This is a genomic window from Embleya sp. AB8 (assembly GCF_049739465.1).
GTDB lineage: Bacteria > Actinomycetota > Actinomycetes > Streptomycetales > Streptomycetaceae > Embleya.
Genome location: NZ_JBMHHY010000045.1, coordinates 37,067 through 61,239, shown reverse-complemented (window position 1 = coordinate 61,239; position 24,173 = coordinate 37,067). Strand labels below are relative to the sequence as shown.

Annotated in this window: 20 protein-coding genes and 1 pseudogene; 12 read left to right on the top strand and 9 right to left on the bottom strand. The window is 68.9% G+C overall.

Going from position 1 to position 24,173, the window contains the following annotated elements:
• Positions 1 to 54: 54 nt before the first annotated feature.
• The 6 genes from ABIA38_RS42445 to ABIA38_RS42420 all read left to right on the top strand — a co-directional run bounded on the left by ABIA38_RS42445 (position 55) and on the right by ABIA38_RS42420 (position 7,653).
• A complete protein-coding gene (locus ABIA38_RS42445) occupies positions 55 to 996 on the top strand; it encodes a 4-(cytidine 5'-diphospho)-2-C-methyl-D-erythritol kinase (RefSeq protein WP_424644366.1) in 942 nt (313 codons plus the stop codon).
• Between the two features lie 52 nt (positions 997 to 1,048).
• Positions 1,049 to 2,830, top strand: coding sequence for an ABC-F family ATP-binding cassette domain-containing protein (locus ABIA38_RS42440; RefSeq protein WP_424644376.1), 1,782 nt, complete (start codon positions 1,049 to 1,051; stop codon positions 2,828 to 2,830).
• Between the two features lie 326 nt (positions 2,831 to 3,156).
• Positions 3,157 to 3,525 carry a hypothetical protein gene (locus tag ABIA38_RS42435; protein ID WP_424644365.1) on the top strand — a complete coding sequence of 123 codons (369 nt, stop codon included), beginning with the start codon at positions 3,157 to 3,159 and terminating at the stop codon, positions 3,523 to 3,525.
• 49 nt (positions 3,526 to 3,574) lie between these two features.
• Entirely contained in the window at positions 3,575 to 5,065 is a 1,491-nt protein-coding gene (locus ABIA38_RS42430) for a WXG100 family type VII secretion target (RefSeq protein ID WP_424644364.1), read from the top strand.
• Between the two features lie 534 nt (positions 5,066 to 5,599).
• Positions 5,600 to 7,102: a polysaccharide biosynthesis protein gene (locus ABIA38_RS42425; RefSeq protein ID WP_424644363.1), complete on the top strand. Its 1,503-nt coding sequence runs from the start codon at positions 5,600 to 5,602 to the stop codon at positions 7,100 to 7,102.
• A 110-nt stretch (positions 7,103 to 7,212) separates the two neighbouring features.
• Positions 7,213 to 7,653, top strand: a complete 441-nt coding sequence (locus tag ABIA38_RS42420; protein ID WP_424644362.1) for a pyridoxamine 5'-phosphate oxidase family protein — start codon at positions 7,213 to 7,215, stop codon at positions 7,651 to 7,653.
• 68 nt (positions 7,654 to 7,721) lie between these two features.
• Here ABIA38_RS42420 and ABIA38_RS42415 read toward each other — a convergent pair whose 3' ends face one another.
• Entirely contained in the window at positions 7,722 to 7,985 is a 264-nt protein-coding gene (locus ABIA38_RS42415) for a hypothetical protein (RefSeq protein ID WP_424644361.1), read from the bottom strand.
• A 169-nt stretch (positions 7,986 to 8,154) separates the two neighbouring features.
• Positions 8,155 to 8,616, bottom strand: a complete 462-nt coding sequence (locus ABIA38_RS42410) for a VOC family protein (protein WP_424644360.1) — start codon at positions 8,614 to 8,616, stop codon at positions 8,155 to 8,157.
• A gap of 181 nt (positions 8,617 to 8,797) precedes the next feature.
• On the opposite strand from ABIA38_RS42410, the gene ABIA38_RS42405 reads away from it, so the two are divergent.
• Complete coding sequence (locus ABIA38_RS42405; RefSeq protein WP_424644375.1) at positions 8,798 to 9,943, top strand: helix-turn-helix transcriptional regulator; 1,146 nt, start codon at positions 8,798 to 8,800, stop codon at positions 9,941 to 9,943.
• Between the two features lie 142 nt (positions 9,944 to 10,085).
• On the opposite strand, the gene ABIA38_RS42400 is transcribed toward ABIA38_RS42405, so the two are convergent.
• Positions 10,086 to 11,291 (bottom strand): ROK family transcriptional regulator, encoded by a 1,206-nt coding sequence (locus ABIA38_RS42400; protein ID WP_424644359.1) that lies wholly within the window; start codon positions 11,289 to 11,291, stop codon positions 10,086 to 10,088.
• Positions 11,292 to 11,389: 98 nt separating this feature from the next.
• Between ABIA38_RS42400 and ABIA38_RS42395 the strand changes: the two genes are divergently transcribed.
• Together ABIA38_RS42395 and ABIA38_RS42390 are read left to right on the top strand one after the other, a co-directional pair.
• Positions 11,390 to 11,731, top strand: a complete 342-nt coding sequence (locus ABIA38_RS42395) for a hypothetical protein (RefSeq protein ID WP_424644358.1) — start codon at positions 11,390 to 11,392, stop codon at positions 11,729 to 11,731.
• 191 nt (positions 11,732 to 11,922) lie between these two features.
• On the top strand, positions 11,923 to 13,026 hold the full coding sequence (locus ABIA38_RS42390) for an MFS transporter (RefSeq protein WP_424644357.1): 1,104 nt from the start codon (positions 11,923 to 11,925) through the stop codon (positions 13,024 to 13,026).
• Positions 13,027 to 14,183: 1,157 nt separating this feature from the next.
• On the opposite strand, the pseudogene ABIA38_RS42385 reads toward ABIA38_RS42390, so the two are convergent.
• Positions 14,184 to 14,396, bottom strand: a pseudogene (locus ABIA38_RS42385) (hypothetical protein); the annotation flags it as partial.
• A gap of 326 nt (positions 14,397 to 14,722) precedes the next feature.
• On the opposite strand from ABIA38_RS42385, the gene ABIA38_RS42380 reads away from it, so the two are divergent.
• Entirely contained in the window at positions 14,723 to 15,151 is a 429-nt protein-coding gene (locus ABIA38_RS42380; RefSeq protein WP_424644356.1) for a phosphotransferase, read from the top strand.
• A 319-nt stretch (positions 15,152 to 15,470) separates the two neighbouring features.
• Here ABIA38_RS42380 and ABIA38_RS42375 read toward each other — a convergent pair whose 3' ends face one another.
• Positions 15,471 to 15,896 (bottom strand): hypothetical protein, encoded by a 426-nt coding sequence (locus ABIA38_RS42375; protein ID WP_424644355.1) that lies wholly within the window; start codon positions 15,894 to 15,896, stop codon positions 15,471 to 15,473.
• A 165-nt stretch (positions 15,897 to 16,061) separates the two neighbouring features.
• Here ABIA38_RS42375 and ABIA38_RS42370 point away from each other — a divergent pair, with 165 nt between their 5' ends.
• Positions 16,062 to 16,628: a TetR/AcrR family transcriptional regulator gene (locus tag ABIA38_RS42370; RefSeq protein WP_424644354.1), complete on the top strand. Its 567-nt coding sequence runs from the start codon at positions 16,062 to 16,064 to the stop codon at positions 16,626 to 16,628.
• Between the two features lie 80 nt (positions 16,629 to 16,708).
• On the opposite strand, the gene ABIA38_RS42365 is transcribed toward ABIA38_RS42370, so the two are convergent.
• Entirely contained in the window at positions 16,709 to 17,551 is an 843-nt protein-coding gene (locus tag ABIA38_RS42365) for an oxidoreductase (RefSeq protein WP_424644374.1), read from the bottom strand.
• 75 nt (positions 17,552 to 17,626) lie between these two features.
• On the opposite strand from ABIA38_RS42365, the gene ABIA38_RS42360 reads away from it, so the two are divergent.
• The gene (locus ABIA38_RS42360) at positions 17,627 to 18,298 is read left to right on the top strand and encodes a DNA-binding response regulator (protein WP_424644353.1); all 672 of its coding nucleotides are present in this window, start codon (positions 17,627 to 17,629) and stop codon (positions 18,296 to 18,298) included.
• Positions 18,299 to 18,569: 271 nt separating this feature from the next.
• Here ABIA38_RS42360 and ABIA38_RS42355 read toward each other — a convergent pair whose 3' ends face one another.
• From ABIA38_RS42355 to ABIA38_RS42345, 3 genes are all read right to left on the bottom strand, one after another.
• Positions 18,570 to 19,079 (bottom strand): hypothetical protein, encoded by a 510-nt coding sequence (locus tag ABIA38_RS42355; RefSeq protein ID WP_424644352.1) that lies wholly within the window; start codon positions 19,077 to 19,079, stop codon positions 18,570 to 18,572.
• Positions 19,080 to 19,224: 145 nt separating this feature from the next.
• A complete protein-coding gene (locus ABIA38_RS42350; RefSeq protein WP_424644351.1) occupies positions 19,225 to 19,692 on the bottom strand; it encodes a barstar family protein in 468 nt (155 codons plus the stop codon).
• On the bottom strand, positions 19,689 to 24,170 hold the full coding sequence (locus tag ABIA38_RS42345) for a DUF6531 domain-containing protein (RefSeq protein WP_424644350.1): 4,482 nt from the start codon (positions 24,168 to 24,170) through the stop codon (positions 19,689 to 19,691). Before ABIA38_RS42345 ends, ABIA38_RS42350 begins: the two co-directional genes overlap by 4 nt.
• Positions 24,171 to 24,173 lie beyond the last annotated feature (3 nt).

Below are 24,173 nucleotides of genomic sequence, written 5' to 3'. Positions count from 1 at the left end.
GCACGGCACCCGTCCGAAGAGGCCTGGCAGGGCCACGAAGGAGTTCCACTAGCCGTGTCTTCCGTCACCGTCAGCGTGCCTGCGAAGGTCAACCTGCAACTCGCGGTCGGCGGGGTGCGGCTGGACGGCTTCCACGAGCTGGTCAGCGTCTTTCACGCCGTGTCGCTCTACGACGAGGTCACCGTGACACCGGCGGACCGGCTGACCCTGGCCTGTGAGGGCGAGGGCATCGCCGAGGTACCGCTGGACCACCACAATCTGGCCGCGCGCGCGGCGATCCTGCTGGCCGACCGGCTCGGCCGCGAGCCGAATGTGCGCATCCACATCCGCAAGGGCATCCCGGTCGCCGGCGGCATGGCCGGGGGCAGTGCGGACGCCGCCGCGACGCTGCTCGCGTGCGACACGTTGTGGCGCGGCGACACCCCCCGCGAGATGCTCCGCCGACTGGGCGCCGAACTGGGCAGCGACGTGCCGTTCTCCGACCTGGGCGGCACCGCGATCGGAACCGGGCGCGGCGAGCGGCTGGCCTCGGTGCCGACCACGGCGCGCTTCCACTGGGTGTTCGCGCTGGCCGACGGCGGATTGTCGACGCCGGCCGTCTACGGCGAGTGCGACCGGCTGCGGTCGGTGGCCGGCGAGCCGGTCGCGCCGCCCGCGCCGCGCGCCGAGTTGATCGCTGCACTGCGCGCGGGCGACGCGTACGCCCTGGGCGCCAACCTGGTCAACGATCTACAGCCGGCCGCGCTCTCCCTGCGGCCCGCGCTGGCCGCGACGCTGCGCGCGGGGATGGCCGCCGGTGCCGTCGGCTCGCTGGTCTCCGGATCCGGACCGACCTGCGCGTTCCTGGCGCCGGACCGGGAGACCGCGCACACGGTGGCCGAGCGGCTGACCGAATCGGGTACGTGTCGGGCCGCGCGGGTCGCCTTCGGCGCGGTGCCCGGGGCGCGGGTGCTGCCGCGCCGGGTGGTTCCGGTGGAGCGCGAGAACACGGTGTAGCGCGGACCGTTAGGCTTGGTCGAATGCGAGCGTTGCGGTACGGCGGTTCGGTCTGATGGCGAACCTGATCAATCTTGAGTCAGTCGGCAAGGCGTATGTCATGCGCACCCTGCTCGACGAGGTGTCCCTCGGCGTGGCCGAAGGCGACCGGATCGGCGTCGTGGGCCGCAACGGCGACGGCAAGACCACGTTGATCCGGGTGATGGCCCAGCGGGAGCCGGTCGACTCGGGCCGGGTCACCCACGTGGGCGGACTCAGCCTCGGCATCCTCAGCCAGCAGGACGACCTGGACCCGAAGGCCACGGTGCGCCAGGAGATCGTCGGCGACCGCCCCGAGCACGAGTGGGCGGGCGACGCGCGCATCCGCGACGTACTGACCGGGCTGTTCGGCGGACTGGCCATGCCCGGCTTCGAGAGCGGCATCGACTCGGTGATCGGCCCGCTGTCCGGCGGCGAGCGGCGCCGGATCGCGCTCGCCAAGCTGCTGATCGAAGAGCACGACCTGATCATCCTGGACGAGCCGACCAACCACCTCGACGTCGAGGGCATCGCCTGGCTGGCCGGCCACCTCAAGACCCGGCGCTCCGCGCTGGTCGTGGTCACCCACGACCGCTGGTTCCTGGACGAGGTGTGCACCCGCACGTGGGACGTGCAGGGCGGCAAGGTGCACGACTACGAGGGCGGCTACTCGGCGTACGTACTGGCCCGGGCCGAGCGCTCACGGATCGCGAGCACCGAGGAGACCAAGCGGCAGAACCTGGTTCGCAAGGAGCTGGCCTGGCTGCGCCGCGGCGCCCCGGCGCGCACCTCCAAGCCCAAGTTCCGGATCGAGGCCGCCAACGAGCTGATCGCCGACGAGCCGCCGCCGCGCGACACCCTCGCGCTGCGCGGCTTCGCCAACGCGCGGCTCGGCAAGACCGTGTTCGAACTGCTCGACGTACGCATCGAAGCCGGCCCCAAGACGCTGCTCGAACACCTGACCTGGAACCTGGGTCCGGGCGACCGGATCGGCCTGGTCGGGGTCAACGGCGCGGGCAAGACCAGCCTGCTGCGCGCGCTCAAGGACGCGGCCTACGAGGAGAAGCAGCCGGCCGCCGGGAAGGTCGTGGTCGGCCGTACCGTCAAGCTCGCCTACCTCTCCCAGGAGGTCGCCGAACTCCCGCCCACACTGCGGGTCCTGGAGGCGGTCTCGCAGATCCGCGAGCGGGTCGAGATCGGCAAGGGCAAGGAACTGACCGCCGGTCAGCTGTGCGAACAGTTCGGCTTCACCGGTGAGAAGCAGTGGACCCCGGTGTCCGACCTCTCCGGTGGCGAGCGCCGCCGGTTGCAGCTGCTGCGGCTGTTGATGGACGAGCCGAACGTGCTGTTCATGGACGAACCGACGAACGACCTCGACATCGAGACGCTGACCCAGCTCGAGGACCTGCTCGACGGCTGGCCGGGCTCGCTGGTGATCGTCAGCCACGACCGCTACTTCATCGAGCGCACCACCGACACGGTGCTCGCCCTGCTCGGGGATCGCACGCTGCGGATGTTGCCGGGCGGCATCGAGGAATACCTCCAGCGCCGGCGCGCCGCGGTCGAGGCCGGGGCAACCTCCGCTCCGGTCAAGCGCAGTGGCGGGGACACCCGCGCGGCGAAGAAGGAACTCCAGCGGGTGGAGCGGCAGTTGGCCAAGCTGGTCGACCGGGAGAAGAAGGTGCACGACGGCCTGGCCGAGCACGCCACCGACTTCGACAAGGTCTCCGCGCTCGACGCCGAACTGCGCGCGATCCGGGACGAACGCGACGAGCTGGAGATGCGCTGGCTGGAGCTGGCCGAGGAGACCGAGTAGCCGGACCTTCCGGACATTCGGCCGCCGTTCGGTGCTCTGTCGTTCACCGGGTTGTTCACCGGATCGATACGCGGACCTGGCGTGATGTGATGGTTCCCCCGTACCCGTGGGTCACATCTGCTATGTAGGCTGGGACAGTGATACGGGTGTGCCGCGATGCGCCGCCTCGGAGTACGGGGCTCGTGCGGTGCGTTGGTAACTAGCTGCGTGGTGTCGGGAATCGTATGGGCGCCACGCACGGGGGAGTGTGGCAGATGGCATGGAAGACGGATATCGGCGACGGGCCCTCCAAGCCCCCCGGACCCACCGGGACTTCCGCTTCGGACATGAAGGCGATGTCCGCCGGGCTCGAATCGATGGTGCAGTTCCAAAAGGACGTCGAGCGCGCCCTGCACGACCTCGACGGCTCTACCGCGGCGCCGCACAAGTTGCTGGACAACCGGGTCGAGTTGGATGCCTCGGGCAACTTCGGGGAGGCGATCCGGCTCTGGTCGGCGTACGTCAATGTGCGCCAGGAACTGATCGACCTGTCGACGCAGCTCAAGCGCCAGATCGAGGCGATGCAGATGACGGTGCAGTACGTGCAGGGCACCTACGAGGGCAACGAGGCGGATTTCACCGCCAAGTACAAGGCCCTGCAGGACGACTACACGAAGAACGCGCCGGCACCCGCACCGCCGGCGAAGACTCCCTGAGCGGGGTCGAGATCCGACGTGACGGGAACTACGGGGACGGGGTGACGACATGCAGGATTCCGGCGGTGGAGGTGGTTGGGGCGACGGTCCCACCAACTTCGAGCAGTTTTCGCACGAGGCGCTGAAGTCGATGATCGACGGGGCTCGCCCCGCCGAACTGACCACTTCGGGGCAGGCGTTGCTGGACGCCAAGGAGACGCTGGAGACGGTGACCACCGCGCTGGAGACGCGGATCAGTCGGCTCGAGTGGACCGGTACGTCCGCCGACAACTTCCGCGACTGGGCCGGCAAGGTCATGGTCGCGACGCGCAAGTTCGCCGAGCACTCGGGTCAGGTCGGCAAGGCGATGAACCACGCGGGCGGCGAGCTGAGTTTCGCACTCCTTTCCATGCCGCCGGTGCCCGCCAACGCCAAGTTGATCGTCGACAGCAACGGCGACAAGCGCCTGATGTGCAAACCCGGGGACAGCTCGGACAAGAAGGTCCTGGTCGCCAACGCCAAGACCGAGCTGGAGACGGCGCGCCAGGAGGCCATCCGTCGGATGGAGAGCCTGAGCAGCACCTACAACGTGACCACCGAGACGCTGGCCAAGTCCCCGGCGGTGCAATTCCCGCCGCTGCCCGCGCTGCCGGCCGGGTCGTCCAGCGACGGCGGGGGCCCGCTGTCCGGTGGCGGTCGCACGACCAGCCGCTCGTCGGTGCACACCGGGTCGGGCGACGGCGGCGGGACGCTGAACCCGGGCAACGGGCCCTCGAACCACGGCGGCGGGGCGAACTACGCATACGACGTGAGCAGTTCGAGCCGCCATGACGGCGGCAGCGTGGGCGGCGTGGCCGGTGGTGGTACGGGCGGGTATGTGCCGCCGCAGGGCACCGGGCTGCTCGGCAACGGGCCGCTCCAGGGCGGGAGCACGCCGGTGTTGCCGGTGACCGGCGGGCCGCCCGGAGGGCTTCCGCCGACCGGCCCCGGACCGGTGGGTGGTGGCCCGGCCGGGCTGCCGCCGATCGGTGGGTTCCCGGTCGGCTTCCCGCCCGGCGGGAGGACCGGAGGTGTTCCGCCGGTGGGTAAGGGCAACGGTCCGAAGCTGAGCGCCAACCCGCCGTTCGGCGGGCGGCCGAACAACGCGCCGGCGAACCCCGAGGGCCTCAGCGGCGGTCGGCCGTTCCAGCGTCCCCCGGGCGGCGGCCATGCCGGCGGCGAGCACACCGCCCCCGGTGGTCGCGCCGGGGTGCGCGGCGGCGGCGCGGGTGGTCGGCGGTTCACCGGGCAGGCCGGCGGCGTGGTCGGCGGCACCCCCCGGACCCCGGGCTCGGCGGGCCAGTTCTCCTCCGGCGGCAGCGGCCTGGCCGGGCGTCCCAACGCGGGTGCGGGCAGTCAGGTCGGCGCCGGTCGCGGCGCCGGGATGCGCGGCGGCGCCGGCGGCGCGGGTACGGGCGGCGAGCACGACGAGCGCAATCGCCGGCAGCGCGCGGACTACCTGCACGAGGACGAGGAGACGTGGGTGGGCGACCGCGACACGGCTCCGCCGGTGGTCGACTGACCTGTGGGTCCGGTCGAACGGTGCTCGACTGATCGGTAGGTCTGGTCGGGCGGCAGTTCACTGATCGGACAGGTCCGTCGAACAACCGGTGCCTGGTCGGGATTTCGGATCGGCCCCAGTCGCGCTTCGGCGCGGGTGGGGCCGATTTCGTTGTTCCCGGCGCGAGTTCGCCGAAGCCGCCGGGTCGACACGTGCCCACCTGGGCGGGTCCGGCGGGCCGGACCCCGAAACGGCGAAGTTACGGGCGTTTGGGGAAAACCGCGACGGGGGCCGGGGGCGGGCCGTACGCTGAATCCCGAGTGTCGGTGGTACCTGCGCGGCTGTTGGTCCACCCGATGTGCCTGGGCCGCAAGTGACGCCGTGACCGTGGGGCCGTCGGGGTTGTGGGGGCAATAGGGGCAGTCGCGGGTACGACCGCCGGGGTGGGCGTGGTGCGATGGGGCGGGACGCCCATCCGCACCGGCGTGTCGGTGCCGCATGTGGTCGGTGCACGATCCTGAGCCGACCACGCTGCTCCCGACCGAGGGGGGCTTGATGGGTCGGAGTTCGGCAGCGACGGACATATCGGGAGCGGGTCTGCGGACCCTGGTCGTGGGGGCCGGGTCGGCGGGCAGCGCGTTGGCGCGAGATCTGTTGCGGACACCCGATTTCGGGTTGCGTCCGATCGGATTTCTCGACGACGACCCCGACAAGGACGGGGTTCGCGTCGCCGACGCGGACAACCCGCAACATCTGCTTCCGGTCCTGGGCGGGCTCGACGCCCTGACCGACGTGGCATTGGAGCACGGCATCGAGGTGGTCGTACTGGCCATCCCGGGGCTTGCGCACGAGGAGTTTCGCAAGGTGGCCGCCGGTGCCGCCGCGATCGGCGCCGCGGTGCGCTATCTGCCGTCCTTCCTGGTCGCGTTGCGGCGCGACGTGGTCGGCAGCGACATGCGCATGCTCGACGTCAACCGGCTGATCGGCCGCCAGGAACTGCACGTGGTCTCGGCGTCCGTACGCGAGGTGATCGCCGGCCGCCGAGTGCTGATCACCGGCGCGGGCGGCTCGATCGGCAGCGAGTTGTGCCGGCAGGTGTACGGCTTCGGGCCGAGCCGGATGTACATGCTCGACCACGACGAATCCAACCTGCACCGGCTGCAACTCGACGTGTGGGGCGAGGCGTTGCTCGACGACGAGACGTTGGTGATCGCCGACATCCGGGATCGGCCGCGGATCGAGCAACTCTTCCACGACCTCAAGCCCGAGGTGGTCTTCCACGCCGCCGCGCACAAGCACCTGCCGCTGCTCGAACGGCATCCGTGCGAGGCGGTCAAGTCCAATGTGCTGGGTACGGAAAACCTGGTTCGCGCGTCGTTGGACGTGGGGGTCGAGCGGTTCGTGCTGATCTCCACCGACAAGGCGGCGGATCCGGTCTCGGTGCTCGGCGCGACCAAGCGGCTCGCCGAGCTGATCGTGCAGGCGAACACGCAGGCGCCCGGGGTGTTCGCGGGTGTGCGGTTCGGCAACGTGCTGGGCAGCCGGGGTTCGCTGCTGTCCGTACTGGCCGAGCAACTGCGCGCGGGCGGCCCGGTCACCGTCACCCACCCGGACGTCACCCGGTTCTTCATGACCATCGAGGAGGCCGTGGGCCTGGTCCTGGAGGCGGGCCGGATGGCCCAGGGCGGCGAGATCTTCGTATTGGACATGGGCGAGCCGGTACGGATCGTGGACCTGGTGCACAAGTTCGCCGAACAGGTGAACCTGCCCAATGTGCCGATCCGCTTCACCGGCCTGCGCCCGGGCGAGAAACTCAACGAGACGCTGTTCGCCGCCGGCGAGGAACGACTGCCCACCGAACACCGGCGGATCCAGGCCACCGTGCCGCCGGGCCAGGCCCTGGACGCGGTGGTCCGGCTGCCGGAGCTGTACGAGGCGGCGGCGATCAACGACACCAAGGGGGTGCGCACGCTGCTGTCCGAGCTGCTCCCGGGCTACGTCACACCGGGGCCGGCCGGCGTCGAGGTGTTGTCGGCGCCGTACCCGGACGACTTCTAGCCCATTGGTCCGTCTCCGTACATATTTGGGACGGTAATCCCGTGACCGGTGGGGTGGAGGGCGCAGTACGGTGGCGGTGAGGCCCCTGTGCTGCGAAAGGCGGATCCTCCATGATCGACCCCGAATTGAAGACGGCTCTGGACGCGATGCTCGGCGATCCGGAGCACTGGGTGCACGTGGGCACGGTGACCCCGACGGGGGAGCCGCACGTGACCCCGGTGATGCTCGCGTACGACGACGAGTATCTCTACCTCAGCCTCACCGGCCGGACCAAGAAGGCGAACCTGGAACACGACCCGCGCGTATGCCTGTCGATGGCGCGGGACGGCGACATCGCGCACGTCATCGTGTGGGGCGAGGTGGCCATGCGCGAGGACGAATGGGCCCAGGAACGCTGGGAGTTCGCGATGCGACACATCCTGGGCGAGGCGGGTCTGGCGCAACAGCGCCGCCCGCTGTCCCGGGAGGGCACGAGCCTGGGGGTGGTGACGCCGAAGCGGTGGCGGGTCTTCGGGTTGGGACCGGGGCCGGGGGTCGACGCGGGTTTTTGACCGGGGGTCGGGAGGGGGCTCGGCGGGGGCTTCCGGCGGGGGTTCCGGCGGGGCTTTCTGACGTGCGGTCAGCAGCGCCGGGTGGCCTCGTCCGCCGCCCGGTGGATCTCGGCCTGGGCGAACAGGACCGAGGCCACGTAGCAGGGCAGTGCGATCAGCCCGGCCACGAGTACGACATCCTCGGCCCGAAACAGGCTCGTGGCCACCCCCAGCAGTGCCAGGGCCAGGGGCAACAAGCGTCGCCAGGCCACGAGTTCGGACATCCGAGCCACCTGCCCGGCCCGCACGAGCACGCCCCCGCCGGCCAGGGACACCAGAAGAATCGCCAACAACTCCACGACAGTACAAGGGCCTTTCCGCGCCGAATGCGAGTACGTGAGCAGGTGGGTACCTGAGCACGTGAGTACGCAGCCCTTAGCAAAGCAGAAGTCCCGGGCGGATTGGCATTGTTCAAGATCGCGATGCGGCCGGCCGGCGGGGGTATGGCGTGCGCGCGTCGGGTCAGTCCAGGCAGAACTCGTTGCCCTCGGGGTCGGTCAGCACGATGGTGCCGGCGCCCAACGGGGGAGCGGGCTCGAAGCGACGCACCCGCGTCGCGCCCAGTGCGACGAGCCGGGCGCACTCGGCTTCGAGGGCCGCCATGCGCTCGTCGCCGGCCAATCCGGGGGCTGCCCGGACGTCGAGGTGGACCCGGTTCTTGGCCACCTTGTCCTCCGGTACCTGCTGGAAGAACACCCTCGGGCCATGGCCGTCCGGGTCCTCGATGGCCGACCTCGAGTTGCGCAGTTCCGGCGGTACGCCGATCCGGGCGAGGAAGTCCTCCCACCCGGCGAGTGGATCGGCGCCCTCGGGCAGGTCGACACCGGGCGGGGCCGGGTGGACGTAGCCGAGCGCCTCGGCCCAGAAGGCCGACAGGGCCCGGGGGTCGTGGGCGTCGAAGGTGACCTGGATGTGGCGGCCCATGGGTGGCTCCGTTCGGGGTGGGGGTGTGTCTCGTCCCGGTGGGGGTGTGTGTCTCGTTCACGCCCTGACGCCCTGACGCCCTGACGCCCTGACGCCCTGACACCCTGACACCCTGACACCCTGACACCCTGACACGCATTGCGGACGGAATCGGTCCGCAATGACCGACAGGGTGGGCGACATGGACGTGGCGGATGGTGACCAGCGCGGTACGACGGAGCGCGTGCTGACCCTGCTCGGGCTGCTTCAGCGACGCCGGATGTGGACCGGCCCCGAACTGGCCGACCGGCTCGGGGTCACGCCGCGCACGGTGCGCCGGGATGTCGAGCGGCTGCGCGTGCTGGGCTATCAGGTGGAGGCCGGTCCGGGGGTGGGCGGCGGTTACCGCCTCGGCTCGGGGCAGGACCTGCCGCCGCTGTTGCTCGACGACGAGGAGGCGATCGCCACCGCGGTCTCGCTACTCGCGGGGGCGGGTGGTGCGGTCGCGGGTGCGGGTGCGGGGGACGCCGCGCTGCGGGCGTTGGCCAGGCTCGACCGGGTGCTGCCCACGCGGCTGCGGCACGAGGTGCGGGCGTTGGCCGGGTCGGTGGAGTTCTTCGGGGTGGGGGTGGGGCGGGCGCCGGTCGATCCGGAGGTGTTGATGACGTTGGCCGGGGCGTGTCGGGATGGGGTGGAGGCGGGCTTCGGGTATCCGTCTGGGGGCGCTGGGGGCGCTGGGGGCGCTGGGGACGCTGGGGGTTCCGGGGGCAACGGGGGTGCTGGTGGCCCTGGGAGTCTTGGTGGCTCAGGTGGCTCAGGTGGCTCAGGTGGTTCGGCTGGTTCGGCTGGCTCCGGTGGCTCCGGTGGCTCCGGGAGTTCCGGGGGTGAGGTGCGACGGCGGCGGGTGGAGCCCTATCGGTTGGTTGCCTCCGATCGGCGGTGGTACCTGCTGGCCTATGACCTCGATCGGGACGACTGGCGCAACTTCCGGGTCGATCGGATGACCGAAGTCGCCGCCCGGACCTGGCGCTTCCGGCCGCGCCCGGCGCCCGAGGCGGCGACGTATGTACAGGAGGGGGTGGCGAGTCGGGTCTACCCGCACCGGGCGCGTTTCCTGGTGCATGCGTCGGCCGAGACGGTACAGGCGCAAATTTCCGCGTCGGCGGCCGTCGTACGACCGCTGGACGGTGACCGCTGCGAGGTGCTCAGCGGTGCCCGCAGCCTCGACGCGGTGCTGATGCACGTACTCCTGCTCGGCCACCACTTCGAGGTCCTCGACCCGCCGGAACTCGCGGGCCGCTGCCGCGAATTGGCGGCGCGACTGCGGTCGGCGGCGGGCGAGTCGTGAGGTCGCGGCGGGGTTGGGTGGGTGAGGTTCGGCAACCGGGTACTGGGCAGTGGGGTGCCCGGCAATCGGGCGAGCGGCGGTCGGGCGCGCGGTGGTCGGCCCCGGTCCGGCGGGTCCTGGTCCGGGCCATTCGGTGCCCGGTTCAGTCGCCGGAGGGGAACAGCGCGTCCTGGGCGGCCTGTTGGGCGGCGAAGAGGGCACCGTGGAGGACGGCGGAGCCGCCGAGGGTGGTCGCGCGGACGACGGTGTCGACCGGACAGAGTGCGGCCACCTTGGCCTGGACACGTTCGGCGAGGTCGTCGCCGCCGGCGTGGCCGAGTTCGCCGGCGAGGACGACGCAGCCGGGGTCGAGGACGGCGGTGACGGCGGAGACGCCGAGGGCGAGGCGTCCGGCGTACTCGTCGAGGAAGGCGGAACCCGCGGGGCCGGCGTCGCGGGCGGCGTGGATGACGGTGGCGCCGAGCGGCTCGACCGCCTCGTCGTGCGGGGTGTGGATGGTCGGGATGAGGTGGCCCAGCCCGTGCCGTTCGGCAAGTTCGCATACGGCGGGGTTGTTGACGAGGGAGTGGAAGCCGCCGTCGCAGTCGTCGCGCGAGGGCAGGCCGGCGGTGCCTGGGACCGGCAGGAAGCCGAGTTCGCCCGCGCCGCCGGACGCGCCGCGGCGCAGTTTTCCGTCCAGGACGACGGCGGCGCCGATGCCGTTGGCGAGCCACATGAGCACGAACGTCTCGTAGTCGCGGGCGACGCCGAGGCGGCGTTCGGCGAGGGCGGCGAGGTTGGTCTCGTTCTCCGACCGGACGGTGGTGTGCAGGCGGTCCTGGAGGGCGCCGGCGAGGCGGCGGTGCCAGGCGGGGACGCTGCATGCCTGGCGCAGTTCGCCGGTGGTGGGGTCGATCAGGCCCGGCGCGCCGATGCCGATGCTGTGCAGGCGGGTGGCGCCGGCGTCGTGTGCGGCACGTTCGACCAGCGCGATGGTCTGGTCGACGGCGGCCTGTACGCCGTCGCTGATGTCGATGGGCGCGGCGGCGTCGCCCAGGTGGGTGCCCAGGAGGTCGGCGATCACGACACTGACGGTCTCGGTGCGGACGTCGAGCGCGGCCAAGTGCGCGATGTCGGCGACGATCCCGTACAGCCGTGCGTTGGGGCCGCGCCGGCCGGTCTCGGACTCGCCGACGTCGTGGATGAGGCCCGAGCTCTGCAGGCGTTCGACGAGGTCGGCCACGGTCGGCCGGGACAGTCCGGTGAGCGCCTTGAGCTGCCCCGCCGTCAGCGGGCCCTGCTGCTGGAGAAGCCGCAGGGCGAGCCGGTCGTTGTGGGCCCGGGCGGTGCTGGGGGAGGCAGGAGGCATGGGGTCGATCCTCGCAGATATTACTTTCAGGGAGGCTTCCTGATAGTTTATCGTCAGGTAGCAGGGCAGGCAAAGCCAGCGACCCAGGGGAGGGTTTCATGTCTTTCGAAGCGATTCAGGCGGCAGGCATCGTCGGTGCCATCCAGGCGGTCCGCTGTGGCCGGGGGCGGGAGCTGGGCATCGGTGGCGCTACCGGCGTCGCCGCCGTCACGCCGAGGCCCGGCATCGCGGATGCCTTCGATCCGCGTGGCCGGAAGGCCCGGCGGCGCCGAAGGCCGCGCGCCGGCGGCAAGACCTACGTCTGGCAGGCCACCGAGCCGGCCACCGCGAACACCTGCGATGTGGACGGCGCTCGCGGTGCGGACGGAGCTCGCAGTGCGGAGGGTGCTCGCAGTGCGGAGGGTGCTCGCGGTACGGATGGTGCGGATGGGCGGCGGTGACGGACGCCGGGCCGGCCGGGGCCGTCCCTGCGGCGGTCCCGGGCGCCGGGCCCGGGAGTGACCCCGGTGACGTAGGTGACCCCGGTGTCGTAGGTGACATCGGGGACGTAGATGGCGTCAGTGATGTAGGCGACATCGGGGGCCTCGCGGAGCGGGCGCGCGTCGTCCGCGGGCGTCGGGCCATCGCGGCGGTGTTCGCCGTGCACGGTGCGGTGACCGGCAACTTCGCCACCCGCGTGCCGTGGATCCAGGACCATGTGGGCCTCGGACCGGGGCAGTTGGGCGTCGCGCTGGCGTTCCCGGCGATTGGTGCATCGCTCGCGATGCCGCTTGCCGCGGCGATCAGCCACCGGCTCGGTGCGCGCTTCGCGCTGCGGATCCTGCTGTCGCTGTGGACGCTCGCGCTCGCGCTGCCGTCGCTCGCGCCGAACCTCGTCGTGCTGTGCGTGACGCTGTTCGTGTTCGGCGCGTCGGCCGGGATGCCGGACGTCGCGATGAACGCGCTCGGCGTGGAGACCGAGAACCGGCTGGGCCGGTCGATCATGTCGGGCCTGCACGGCATGTGGAGCCTGGGGGTGCTGTTCGGCTCCGCCGTCGGCACGCTCGCCGCGCACCTGGACCTCGACGCGCGGCTCCACCACCCGGGTGCCGCCGTCGTATTGCTGCTGCTCGGCGTGGCGGCCACGCGCGGTGTGCTGGACGTGCCGGCGGACCCGGACGAGGAGGCCCCGCCGAACTTCGCGCTGCCGCCGAAGTCGGCGCTGCTGATCGGCGTCGTCGGATTCTGTGCGGTGTTCGGGGAGGGGGCGAGCCTGGACTGGTCGGCGGTCTACCTGAAGGACGAACTCGGTACGTCGGCGGGCCTGGCGGCGGCGACCACCACGGCGTTCGCGCTGACGATGGCGGTGGCGCGGTTCGCGGGCGACGCGGTGGTGGACCGGTTCGGCCCGGTCCGCACGGTGCGCGCCGGGGGCGTACTGGCCACGACGGGCGGCCTGTTGGTGGTCACCGCGCCGGCCCCGGCGTGCGCGATGGCGGGCTTCGCCCTGCTCGGCCTGGGCGTCGCGGTCGTCGTCCCACTGGCCTTCGCGGCGGCGGCCCGCAGCGGCCCCAACCCGAGCCAGGCCATCGCGGGTGTCGCGACGGTCACCTACACCTCGGGCCTGATCGCCCCGTCCCTGATCGGCGGATTGGCACATGCGACATCCCTGGTGGCCTCGTTCGGCGCGGTAACGGCCCTGTCCTTCGGCCTGATCGCGGGCGCGAACGTACTGCGGACGAAGGCGAGGAGTTAGGACGCGTCGGGGGATTTGTGGTGTCCGTCCACGGTGTGGCCGCTGCTACCTTGGTCGGCTTGGCTGGCTCGTGGTCGGGGGCGGTTGGCGGCTTGGCGTCGTGGTGTTGGGCTGGTGCTGCGCTTGCCCTGGGTCCGTTCGGCGGGGCGGGGTCGAGGCGGCTGCCACCGTCTCGTCGTTGCACGTCCCCTCCGGGGCCGGGGTCTTTGCTTGGTGCTCCGCATCCGTTGTTGCCCGTCCACTACGTGGCCGCTGCCGCCCTCGACGGCTTCCCTGACTCGTGGTCGGGGGCGGTTGGCCGTTGGGCGTCGTGGGGTTGGGCTGGTGCCGTGGTTGGCCCTGGGTCCGTTCGGCGGGGCCGGGTCGTGACGGGTGGCCGCCGCCTCGTCGTTGCACGTCCCCTCCGGGGCCGGGGTCTTGCTTGGTGCTTCGCATCCGTTGTTGCCCGTCCACTACGTGGCCGTTACCACCCTGGTCGGCATCCCCCGACTCGCGGTCGGGAGCCGTTGTCCCGGCGGCGGCCCCCGGCGGTCGGTGGCCATGGCGCGTCTCGCAGCCCGTCACGGCTCCCGCTCTCTCCTCGGGACCGAAACCGGATCCCGACGAGACTCCCAAGGCTCGAGACGAAGCGCGACCTGCGGTTTTACCCGGCACCCGCATCTGCGCGGGCCGGCGAGTGCGGGTTTCGTGCTCCCCGAGCCGAAGCCGAGGCACGACAAGGCAGAAAAGGCCGCGCACCACGCCGGAAACGAAGCACCGGACACACACCCCGCCCAAGACCCCGAGCCGGCGCTCCACATGCACACCGCAACACCCGCCACCCAACCCCAGCGACCCCGGAACGCCTGCGCAGCGGCCGAACACCCCGACGCCCAATGCACAACGGCCCCCGACCGCGAGTCGGGGGATGCCGACCAGGGTGGTAACGGCCACGTAGTGGACGGGCAACAACGGATGCGAAGCACCAAGCAAAGACCCCGGCCCCGGAGGGGACGAGCAACGACGAGACGGCGGCAGCAGAGCCCGGATCGCTCGGGTCGACCCGCGCAGAACCGGCCGCCCCCGGGCAGGCTGCGCCGCCTACTTGCCCGCTTCGAGCCGGTTGCCTGGCCGCTCCGCAACCGGATCCTCGTTCACAACGCGGTGGCCCGGCATTCTCAGCTCGGCGCTCTACACGTGGCGGCCCGACACACGCCGCTGCTGGCGGCCGGGGGCTGGTCCTGGTCGTAGTACTTGGCGGCGTTTGCCCACGCCTCGTCGGTGACGCCGCTGGCCGGGTCGGCCATGCGGGCGCCCTATTCGGCCGGTTCGAGGGCGGCGCGCTCGGCGTCGATCTACACCGACGCCTTGCGCCAGGCTGTGACGAGATCCGTGTACGGGAGTTCGTAGCATCGGTCAAAGGTCCCGTGGAGTCGGTTGCGCCGGTGGTGGGTCCGTATACCAGTTCCTTTGCCGGGATGGCCGTTACGGCGGCGGGTCCGGTGTTCGTGAAGGCCGCCGAGGAGGCGTCGGCGCCGCGGTCGGCTCGGGCGCAGACCAGTGAGATCGCGGCGAACGCGATCACCGGGGTCATGTCGCCACACTGCTGCGACAGGGCGCCGTCGACGGGTGGCGCGTCCTCGTCTTCGAATACGTCGAGGACCGCCCGGTTCGGCTGTGCCTCGACTCGCCGGATCTGGCGCAGGTGGTCGGTGTCGTGGATCGGATCGGGCGGATCCGGCCCGGTCGTAGTGCCGGGTTGCCGACGCTGGTGGGGCGGTTGCGTGATCATGCCCCGCCCGGTCGGTGCGGGCCGCTGTGCGGGGATCGGCTGCTGCACACGGATCTGACGGCGGCGAACATGATCGTTCGGCCGGATGGGCGGCCGGCGGTGGTCGACTGGGGGCAGGTGGCGATCGGGCCGCGGTGGGCGGAAGTCTCCTTCCTCGGCGCGAACTTGGTGCGCGCGGGGGAGAATCTCGAGGAGGTTCGCCGGTGGATGTGGCACTTCCCGGAATGGCGCCGCACCCCGTACAGCGCCCGGCGCGCACTCGCGGAGACGTTGATCGCGCGCTCGGGCGGCGAGGCGCCCTGGTGGTTGAGGCTGGTGGATGTGCCGTTTCGGCCCGACGAGGTGAGCCGGTGACCGTGAGCGTGGTCGATCGGAGTGTCGATCGGAGTGTCGAATATCCCTGAGCTTTAGGGCACTTGGTGCGTACGTGCCACTCCGGCGGCGACTGGAGCCGAAGCAGCAGCGGGCAAGGGAGACACGGCCAAAGGCAGACACGGCCATTCGTACGCGGACCTGGCCGCCGCGCACAACGCGCCGTCGGGCTTGCCTGTGGCACCCTCGCGTCGCCCGACCGTGCGTGTCGGCATGCGCGGTCGGGCGACGGGCGAGGACCTGCCGAACGTGTCGATACGGGTTGATCTTCCGCCGGTGGGTGGGCAGTTCTTCGGTACGGCTACCTGCCGGCCGCAGCCGTCACGGCTTCGATCAAGTCCTGTCCGGTGTACGCGCGCCCGGCGATGCCCCAGCCGCCGTCCGGGGCGTTGAGTACGTTCACCCACGTGTCCTCGCGCCGATGGCCGGCGACCGTCAGCGCGTCGACGGTGTCGGTGGCCGCCGCGATGAACGCGGCGCGTGCTTCGAGGGAGTCGAGCCCGATGTTGGGGAGCTTGAGCTCGACCATGACAAGGGGGCGGTTGGCGCCGCCTCCATAGACGCGCTGGGCGTCGAGTACGTGGAGAGTGCCGCCGATCATCGCGATGAACGCCGCGTTGCCGCTCAACCCGCCGGCTCGGGCCAGGTCCTCGGTCAGGCGAGGCAGGATTTCCTGTTCGCCGGTGGGGGTGAGTACTCCCTGTGGGGCGGTGACGGTGATGGGCATGGTCGTGCTCCTTGTCTGCGTCGCCCGGTGGTGGTCCGGAGCGGGCATCGCTAGTACGTACGTACTAGCGAGAGGGAGTCTGGAGTAGGATGCCCGTACTAGTCAAGAGTTCGAGGTCTCGTCTGGTCTGGTCTGGTCTGGTCGGGGCGAAGGGCGGGAGCGGCGATGGCGGCGGATACGCGGGACCGGGTGGTCGAGGCCACGGTGGCGGCCCTGCAGCGGCACGGCGTCGCCGGGATGTCATTCACCGATGTGCTTCGGGAGAGCGGCGCGGCACGGGGCGCGATCTACCACCACTTTCCCGGCGGCAAGCGCCAACTCGTCGCCGAGGCCGCCGGGTTGAATGGCCGTCAGGTACGCGAGCGACTGGCCGAACTGCCCGCGGACAGCCCGTCGGCGGTTGTGGCGGCGTTCCTCGCCGCAGTACGTCCCGTCGTCCACGCCTCGACCACCGGCGGCGGCTGTGCGGTCGCGGCGGTCACCGTGGACGCGGGTTTCGAGCCCGGAGGGCAGGAGGACCTGCGGCGCGCCGCGGACACGGCGTTCTCGGCGTGGACCGAGCAGTTGGCCGAGCGGCTGGCCACCGCCGGCCTCGGTGGCGATCAGGCCCGCGACCTCGCGACCACGCTCGTCATGCTGCTGGAAGGTGCGCACGTATTGTGCCGCGCGTCCGGAAGCCTCGACCCCTTCGAACGCGCGGCTCGCACCGCCGCCGGACTGGTGCGCGACTGAACTCCGAGTATCCGTCCGGAGGCTGGTCCGGCGGTTGCGGCAACTGTCTTACGGGTTGGGCGACTTGCCGAGGCGAGTGGTCAGCCACGCAGGGTGGCCAGGTCCTCGTCGCTGAGGGTGAGGGCGTCCGTCGCGAGGTTTTCCTCCAGGTGGGCGAGCGTGCCGGTGCCGGGAATTGCCAGCATCGACGGGGACGTTGCCAGCAGGGCGGCGAGGGCGACCTGGGGGGTGGTCGCGCCCAGGCGGGCCGCTATCTTGCCGAGGCGTTCGGTGTCGAGCGGGGTGCCGCCACCGCCGAGCGGGAAGAACGGTACGAATGCGATACCGGCCTCCTCGCATTCGGTGAGCAGACCCATGTCATTGGCGTGCGGGTTTTGCACCGCCGCGACGGGCGCGATCGCGCGGGCCTCGGCGAGTTGGGCGGCGTCGACGTTGCTGACGCCCAGGTGTCGGATCAGCCCCTCGGCTCGGAGTTCGGCCAGTACGGCGAACCGGTCGGCGATCGACTCGCCGCCGGGGCCGATCATCCCGCCCACCCGCAGGTAGACCAGGTCGAGCCGGTCCAGGCCGAGGGCGCGCAGGTCGGCCTCGACCAGGCCACGCAACTGGTCGGGCGTCGCCTGCTCGGTCGGAATGCCGTTCGGCCCGAGCAACGGCCCGACCTTCGTCGCGATCACCAGGCCGTCGCGGTAGGGGGTCAACGCCGTACGGATCAGCTCGTTGGCCCGCACCGTCCCCCGGCCGTAGAAGCCGGCTGTGTCGATGTGGTTCACGCCCAGCTCGACGGCGCGCCGCAACACCGCGATGCCGCTCTCGGGAGCGCGCGTCGGGCCGTCGAAGGTACCCATCGCCAGGCGCATCGCGCCGAAGCCGAGTCGGTTGACGGTCAGGTCGCCGCCGAGGGAGAAGGTCTTGTTCGTCATGCCGTTCATGGTGTCCGCCGCGACGGTGTCGGGACAGCTCATGGCAGCTTGCTGCCGGCCTGGCAGACTGGCGGGGTGCGGAGTGAAGAGGTGTTCTCGGTCCGAGGGGACGCGGAGTTGGTCGCGCGTGCCGGTCATCTCTTCGAGTCCGCGCACAGCGAGTTCCTGTGCGCCGCCCGGGACCTCGACACCTGGTCGCAGCCGGAGGCCAGGACGGCGATCGTGAACCGGATGCGCGCCGGGGATGCTCCGGGCTTTCGGCCGCGCAAGCTGCTCAGCCCGGTGGCACTGGCCAACGAGGACACGCGCGCGCACCTGCGGCTGGTTCAGCGGGAGGGCGCGCTGGTGCGGATCAGCGCCTCACCGCTGCCGCACGAGACGATCCTGATCGACCGGCGGGTGATGATCCTGGCCGGCTCGGACACCCCGACCGGTCGGGAGTACACCGTGACGACCTCACCGATCCTGGTCGAGGGCGTGCACTCGCTGTTCTCGGCGATCTGGGACAACTCCCTTGATTTCGACACCTATCTTCAACGGGACATCCCGCACCTCGACGCCGACGGCCGCACAATCCTCGACGCCCTCGGCTCGGGACGCACCGACGAATCGGCGGCCAAACGGCTCGGCATCTCGCTGCGCACCTACCGCCGCCGCGTGGCCGACCTGCTGACCAAGCTGGAGGCTAACTCCCGCTTCCAGGCGGGGCTGCGCGCGGGCGAACTGGGATTGCCGCGTGGGGTGTAGCTGCTGTCCGGCAACTGCTAGCAGTGCGTGCCGATTTCGGGCCAGCCGTGGTCAGGCGGTGAGTCGAAGTGGGGAGCGGGGAACGTCAGACCAGCTTTCGCCGACAAAGTGGATCCGTGGCTCCCAGAGTGCCCAGATGCCCTTGGGCAACACCTCGAACCTACCATCCATCCCGATACCACATCTCGTGCAGCCCGCAGGCCCATGCCGGACTGGTTCGAGCGTGCTCTCGGCTGTCGCGTTGCGGTATGGGCGAGCCAATCTCGGGCAGTCAGCGGCGGACGAACCTGAACCCTTCGGCATCACTGCCTTCCTGATATCCCATGCCTCGGATTCCGCGATCTTCCGAAGAGCGCCGGCCAAAATTGATCAGAGGATCTTCGGTGTCCTCCACGTGCAATTCATGTGGGGCTTGAAAGGGCACACCCTGATCAGCCAGCAGCTCCCACGCCAGGTAGAGAAGGCTCAAGGTCGGGAGGACTTCGCGCTCATCGTCCGTTGATTTCATCGAAATCAGAGCCGAGACGATCCCTCGCCGAAGCGCCAGGGGATCACGATTTCGGACGGCGAGCGATGCCATGCGAAAGGCGTAGGTATCGAGAATTTCCCATCGCCCGTTTTGCTTTCCGAGTTCTATTGCATAGGTCAAATCTTTGCCGTCGCCGATGAGATCGATGAATGATCCAATCAGCCGATCCTTCTTGCTTCCGAGAGGACTGCTCGCGTAATCATGACTTCCGCGTGTTTTCAGCGCGTTCAGCTGCGCATTTGTTGGATCCATGGAGATTGCCTTTGTCGGCCCGTGCCTGGAAATGATTTGGTGGATGGTTCGTGAGGGACGACTTGCCGTGCGTGCAGGAAAGTCAGGAGTTTTGCCCGATCGAGCATCTGAAAGAGAGGCCAGTGGCATCGGGGCGGCGCCTTCTCTACATCAGCAAATTGCGTTTCGTATCTTCCAGCAATAGAGCATCGCAGTAGCACACGACATTGAATGCGATTTCTGTCCCTTGTGGTTTGGCCGGCTGATCCGGTGAAGTGCCGAATGTTCGAGCGGTCCGGTTCAGGATCTCGGAGAGAACCCGCTTACCCTCGGGTTCGTCTCGGAGGAGCAGCTCTGCTTGGAGAATGATCAACAGATACTTTTCGGCGGGGATCCATGAAAGATCTCTCGTGCACTCTGCGAGCGCGGGCCAGTTCCAGCCGAAGTGGATAGGAAATTTCAGCTCGCGAGAGAATGATTCGAACACCCCCTGGCTGTCGAGCATCTGCACTCCGTCCATTCGTGCGCAGTAGATGCTGCCACTTGAGGGCGCCGGGAGGACGAGTGGTTCGGTGTCGGGCACGAAGTGGAACCAGGGCTCCGAATGTTCCCAAATGCCTTCGTCAATACTCATTTGTATACAATCCATGATTTATAGTGATTGGGGCTGTAGTATATCGAACCATCCGATCCGGTGACGATTCTTTCGGTGCTTCTACTGGGGTCTCCTTTGGTTTGAAGAGATCCCCATTCCCTGTACGTAACGGGGGTTCCGCTCGCATCTTGAGCCGGCAAGAGTGTGCTGCCATTTCTGCCATCGTTCTGGAATGGAGTGGGCAAAGACTCCCCGTGTATACCATCCGCGTGTCCGTAGGGGTGTACACCGCGGTCCTCGATCCAGTGGATCACCTCCAATGATTCCTGCGGGATTTCCGATGGTAGCCACCAGCCGGCGGGCGGGTTGCCGAACGACGAGCCTGGACTGTACGGAGCAAGCCCCAATGGGTCGATCCACGTGAGCGGATTGATCACGTACCCGTGTGGATTGGGTGCAGGTTTTAGCCCCCAGGGATCCGCGCTTGCATACCCACCGAAAGTCGCGTCGTAGTGGCGGAAATAGTTCGATGAAAAACAACTCTCCTCATCGCGATACTGTCCCGGGAATCCCAGGGGGCAATATATCTGGTCTTTGCTTGGATGCCCGGCGTGACCCCATAGTGAAGTATGTGTTCCTCCTGTTCTCATGCCGAAAGGATCGATAATATCTGTGGGAGTTCCCGCAGGGTCGGTCAATATCGCATGGACGTTTATTTCTGTATTTGATCTTGTTTCCGAAATTGTGACCTGAGATATCGGGCGCGGAGTGTTGGGCTGATAGTCCCAATAGACAATCCTGCCGACATCCGTCGACTCCTCTGCGAGCTCGGATTGATCCCAGGCGTAGGTGTAACTCTGTGGTGGATTGTCGAGCGGTGGAAGGAGGCTCTTGGCGACTCGGCGCCCTAACGGGTCGTACGTATACGTCCATTTATCGCCGCTAGGAGTTTCTGTAGAGATGAGACGATCATCGGCATCCCATGTATATTTCCAGGTCTTTGAGCTCCCGGAGAGGGACTTCTTGGTGCGTCGCGTGATGCGTCCCTGGGCGTCATGGATGAAATGAGTGCGACCAGCGCGGCGGGTAAGGGTTCCGGATACCTCTCGTGATCCTTGTGCGCTCTTGCCAGTTCGTGGCCATTCGCCGTGGGTCTGATTTCCGGTCGCATCATATGCATAACGTTCGATCCAGCCGGGTGCATTTACTGCGAGTACCCGGCCGATTTCATCAAGATCGAAAGTTCTCGCACCTTCGACCGAATCGTCGATGGAGGTGACGTAGCCGTCGGCGCGATAGGCGAAGGTGCGATGAAGTGTTTGCGATGCTTCGCTGCTCGGATCAAGGATTGCAGCGAGACTGGTTGGAGATGATCCGACCTTTACTGCCTGGTCGACGAGACGATTGGTCTCATCCCATTCTTGAACGAGGGTGACATTCTCGCCCAAATTACGCCGCGTTTCGCGGCCTGCGGCGTCATGGGCGAACTCGAACATCCGGCCGGACGTGTGCAGGGTTATTGGCTTCCCGCCGGCATCGTATGTCCACGCGCTGACCTGGCCACTCGGGGTTTCGCGACGCGTCCGTCGCCCGAGCGCATCGTAGGTATTTCGGAGAGTACGACCGTTACAGGTTTCGGCGGTAAGTCGGCCTAGCGCATCCCGGACGAGAACCAGGTCTGCGTCCGGGTTGGTGGCCCTGCTGAGTCGGCCCAGAACGTCGTGCTCGTAGCGGGTTTCGCGACCGGTGCCTTCATGACGCTGGGTGCATATTTGACCCCGTTCGTCGCGAGTATATGTGACAGCCTCCCCGGCTCCGTTGACGCGACGAACCAACCGGCCAGAAGGGTCGTGGCGATAGGTCAGTTCTCGTCCGTTGAAATCGGTTTCCCCGAGTAGACGACCTGCCGGGTCGTATGCGTACTTCCAGATATGGCCTGATGGGTTGGTAACCCTGGTGAGGCGCAGTTCGGCGTCGTAGGTGAACTCCAACCTGGCGCCGTCGGGGCCGGTTTGGGCGGCTGGTAGGTCGAAGTGGGTTGACTCGTAGCTGGTGGTGAAGCCTGCCGGGTTTGTGTGGTGGCGGAGGTTGCCCTCTCCGTCCCAGGTCCAGGATTCGTGGGTGCCGTCTGGGCGTTCGCGGTGGGCGGGTTTGCCTTCGATGGTCCAGGTGGTTTTGGTGGTGTTGCCGATTGGGTCGGATGTGGTGATGGCTCGGCCGAAGGCGTTGCGGGTGACTCTTGTGGTGGCGCCCAATGGGTCGGCTATCGCTACCGGGAGGCCGGTTGGGTCGTGAGTTATCTGCGTGGTGTGGCCCAGGGCGTTGGTGGTGGCGCTCATGCGACCGGCCTCGTCGTACACGTACGACGTGGCCGCGCCCAGTTCGTCGGTGGCGGTGAGGAGGTTGCCGCGGTCGTCGTAGGTGTAGCGCCGTAAGCCGCCGTCGAAGCCGGTCACTAGCGTGGGGCGCGACAAGACCGGGTCGAAGTCGGCAACCGTGAAGGTGCCGTCGGGTAGGACGATGCCCACCGTGTTGCCCTGGGCGTCGTACGCGTAGCGGGTGGTGTGGCCGAGTTCGTTGGTTACCGCCACACGGCGGTTGTAGGCGTCCCATTCGGTGCGCTTGGTGCCGCCGAGGGGGTCGGTTGCGCGGACGACCTGGGACCAGTCGTTGTACTCGTACTCCGTTGCGGCGCCGAGGGCGTTGGTCATCCGAGTAGTCCGGGACGCCTCGTCGTACTCGAAGGTGTTGTCCATGACGCCCGCCACGCCGGAGCCGCGTACGCAGCGGCCCGCTTCGTCGTATTCGTACTGGTACCAGGTGCCGTTGCGGTCGGTCCAGGACGTCATGCGGTGGTGGTCGTCGTAGGTGAAACGCAGTGGGCGCCCGGAGGAGTTGAAGACTTCGGTGAGGTCGCCGCCGGATTCGTCGTACGTGAAGGAGACGAGGGGGATCGAGGACGACGGGTCGTCGGTCCTCATGTGGGTGACTGGGTCCGCGCCCACCAATCGGAACCCCGTGATCAGGCCGGCCGCCGAGTCGACCGCGACTCGGTAACCACCCGAGTGGGTGACCTCGCAGGGGACACCCCCGCCGTCATACCCGTAGTCGATCCGGTTCCCGTTGCGATCCGTCAACGCCCGCACCGGTATTCGCCGCGAGACTGTCCCCGGGAGCGCCGCGAACGACCAAGTCCACCCCCGCTGCGGATCGGTCACGGTGAATGTCCCGTTCGGCGTCCCGTCCCATACCAGCGGCCACCGATACCCGCCCATCGGCATGACCCGCTCACCCGGCCTCGGCACCGGATAGCGCAGCACCATCCCGTCCGCCGCCGTGAAGGTGACCCGGTCCGCGGCCAGTTGCAGGTACTGGTCGAACGTCGACGCCCATCGCTCGCCGAACCACCGCCCACCCCGAAACGCCGTACGGTGTTGCCGCTCCAGGACCAGCGGCAGCGCCCCCGCCAACGTCACGTCCGTCTGCGTCAGCACCATCTCGCCGGTCACCACGTCGATCGGCTCGCCCTGCCGCGTACACGCCTCCGCGCCCCGGCAACGCGGGTTGTCCCGCCTGGCGCTGTTCTTCTCGGCCTGTTCGATGGGCGTCAACGCCTTGTTGCCACCGCGGGTCGCAAACGTCAGCGCCAGGTCGGGGGCGATGTGGCCGAGCGTACGGGCCGGATTCTTCTTGAAGTCCTCCCAGGTCTTGGCGATCTGGTCCACCTCGAACCCGATCGGATCCCGGGCCATGGCCAGGAAGCCGGTGGCGATCTGCTTCAGGTCCGTCGCGTAGGCGCCCGGTTCGAGGTAGACCCGGGCCGGGTCGATGACCCCCGCGAAGCTTGCCAATTCGAGGAAGGCGTCGGCGCCGCCCTTGGCGAAGTCGACCCCCGCCTTCCCGAGCGTCTTCCAGATGTCCGGGTCCAGCTCCAGCACCCCGACCGACTTGCGCAGCTCCAACAGGGCGTGCGCGTCGGCCTTTTCGACCCGCTCGCGGACCCGCTGCAACTGCGCCTGCGCCTCGCGCAACATGTCCGCGCCCGGATGACCCTCGGGCTTGTGCGGCAACTGCGGCAGGCACTCCTTGCCGACGCCGTTGGCCTTCTGTACGTCCTGATTGCGCTTGGCGAGGTCGTACGACTCCTGCTCGCGCGCCTGTGCCTCGATCAGCCAGAAGGCCTGCTTCGCCTTGGGGATGATCTCGTTGGCGCACTCGCCCTGGGCGAAGCGGAGCACCTCGGCGAACTCGCGCAGCTTCTTGGCGACGCTCGGGTATTCCTTGCCGTGCACCTTCAGTACGTCGGTGACGAGCTTGAGGTCATTGCGGAAGCCCTCGGCCGCGCCGCCCTGCCACAGGTCCTTCCCGTCGACCTTGCCGAGGCGGTCCTTGGCCTCCAACGCCTGGACCGAGAACCGGGTCAGCACATCGGCGACGGTCTGTAATACCTCCCAGTCGCCCGGTATCAGGCCGCGTGGCTGCGAATCGGACGTGAGTGGTTCGCCGGACACCAACACCGT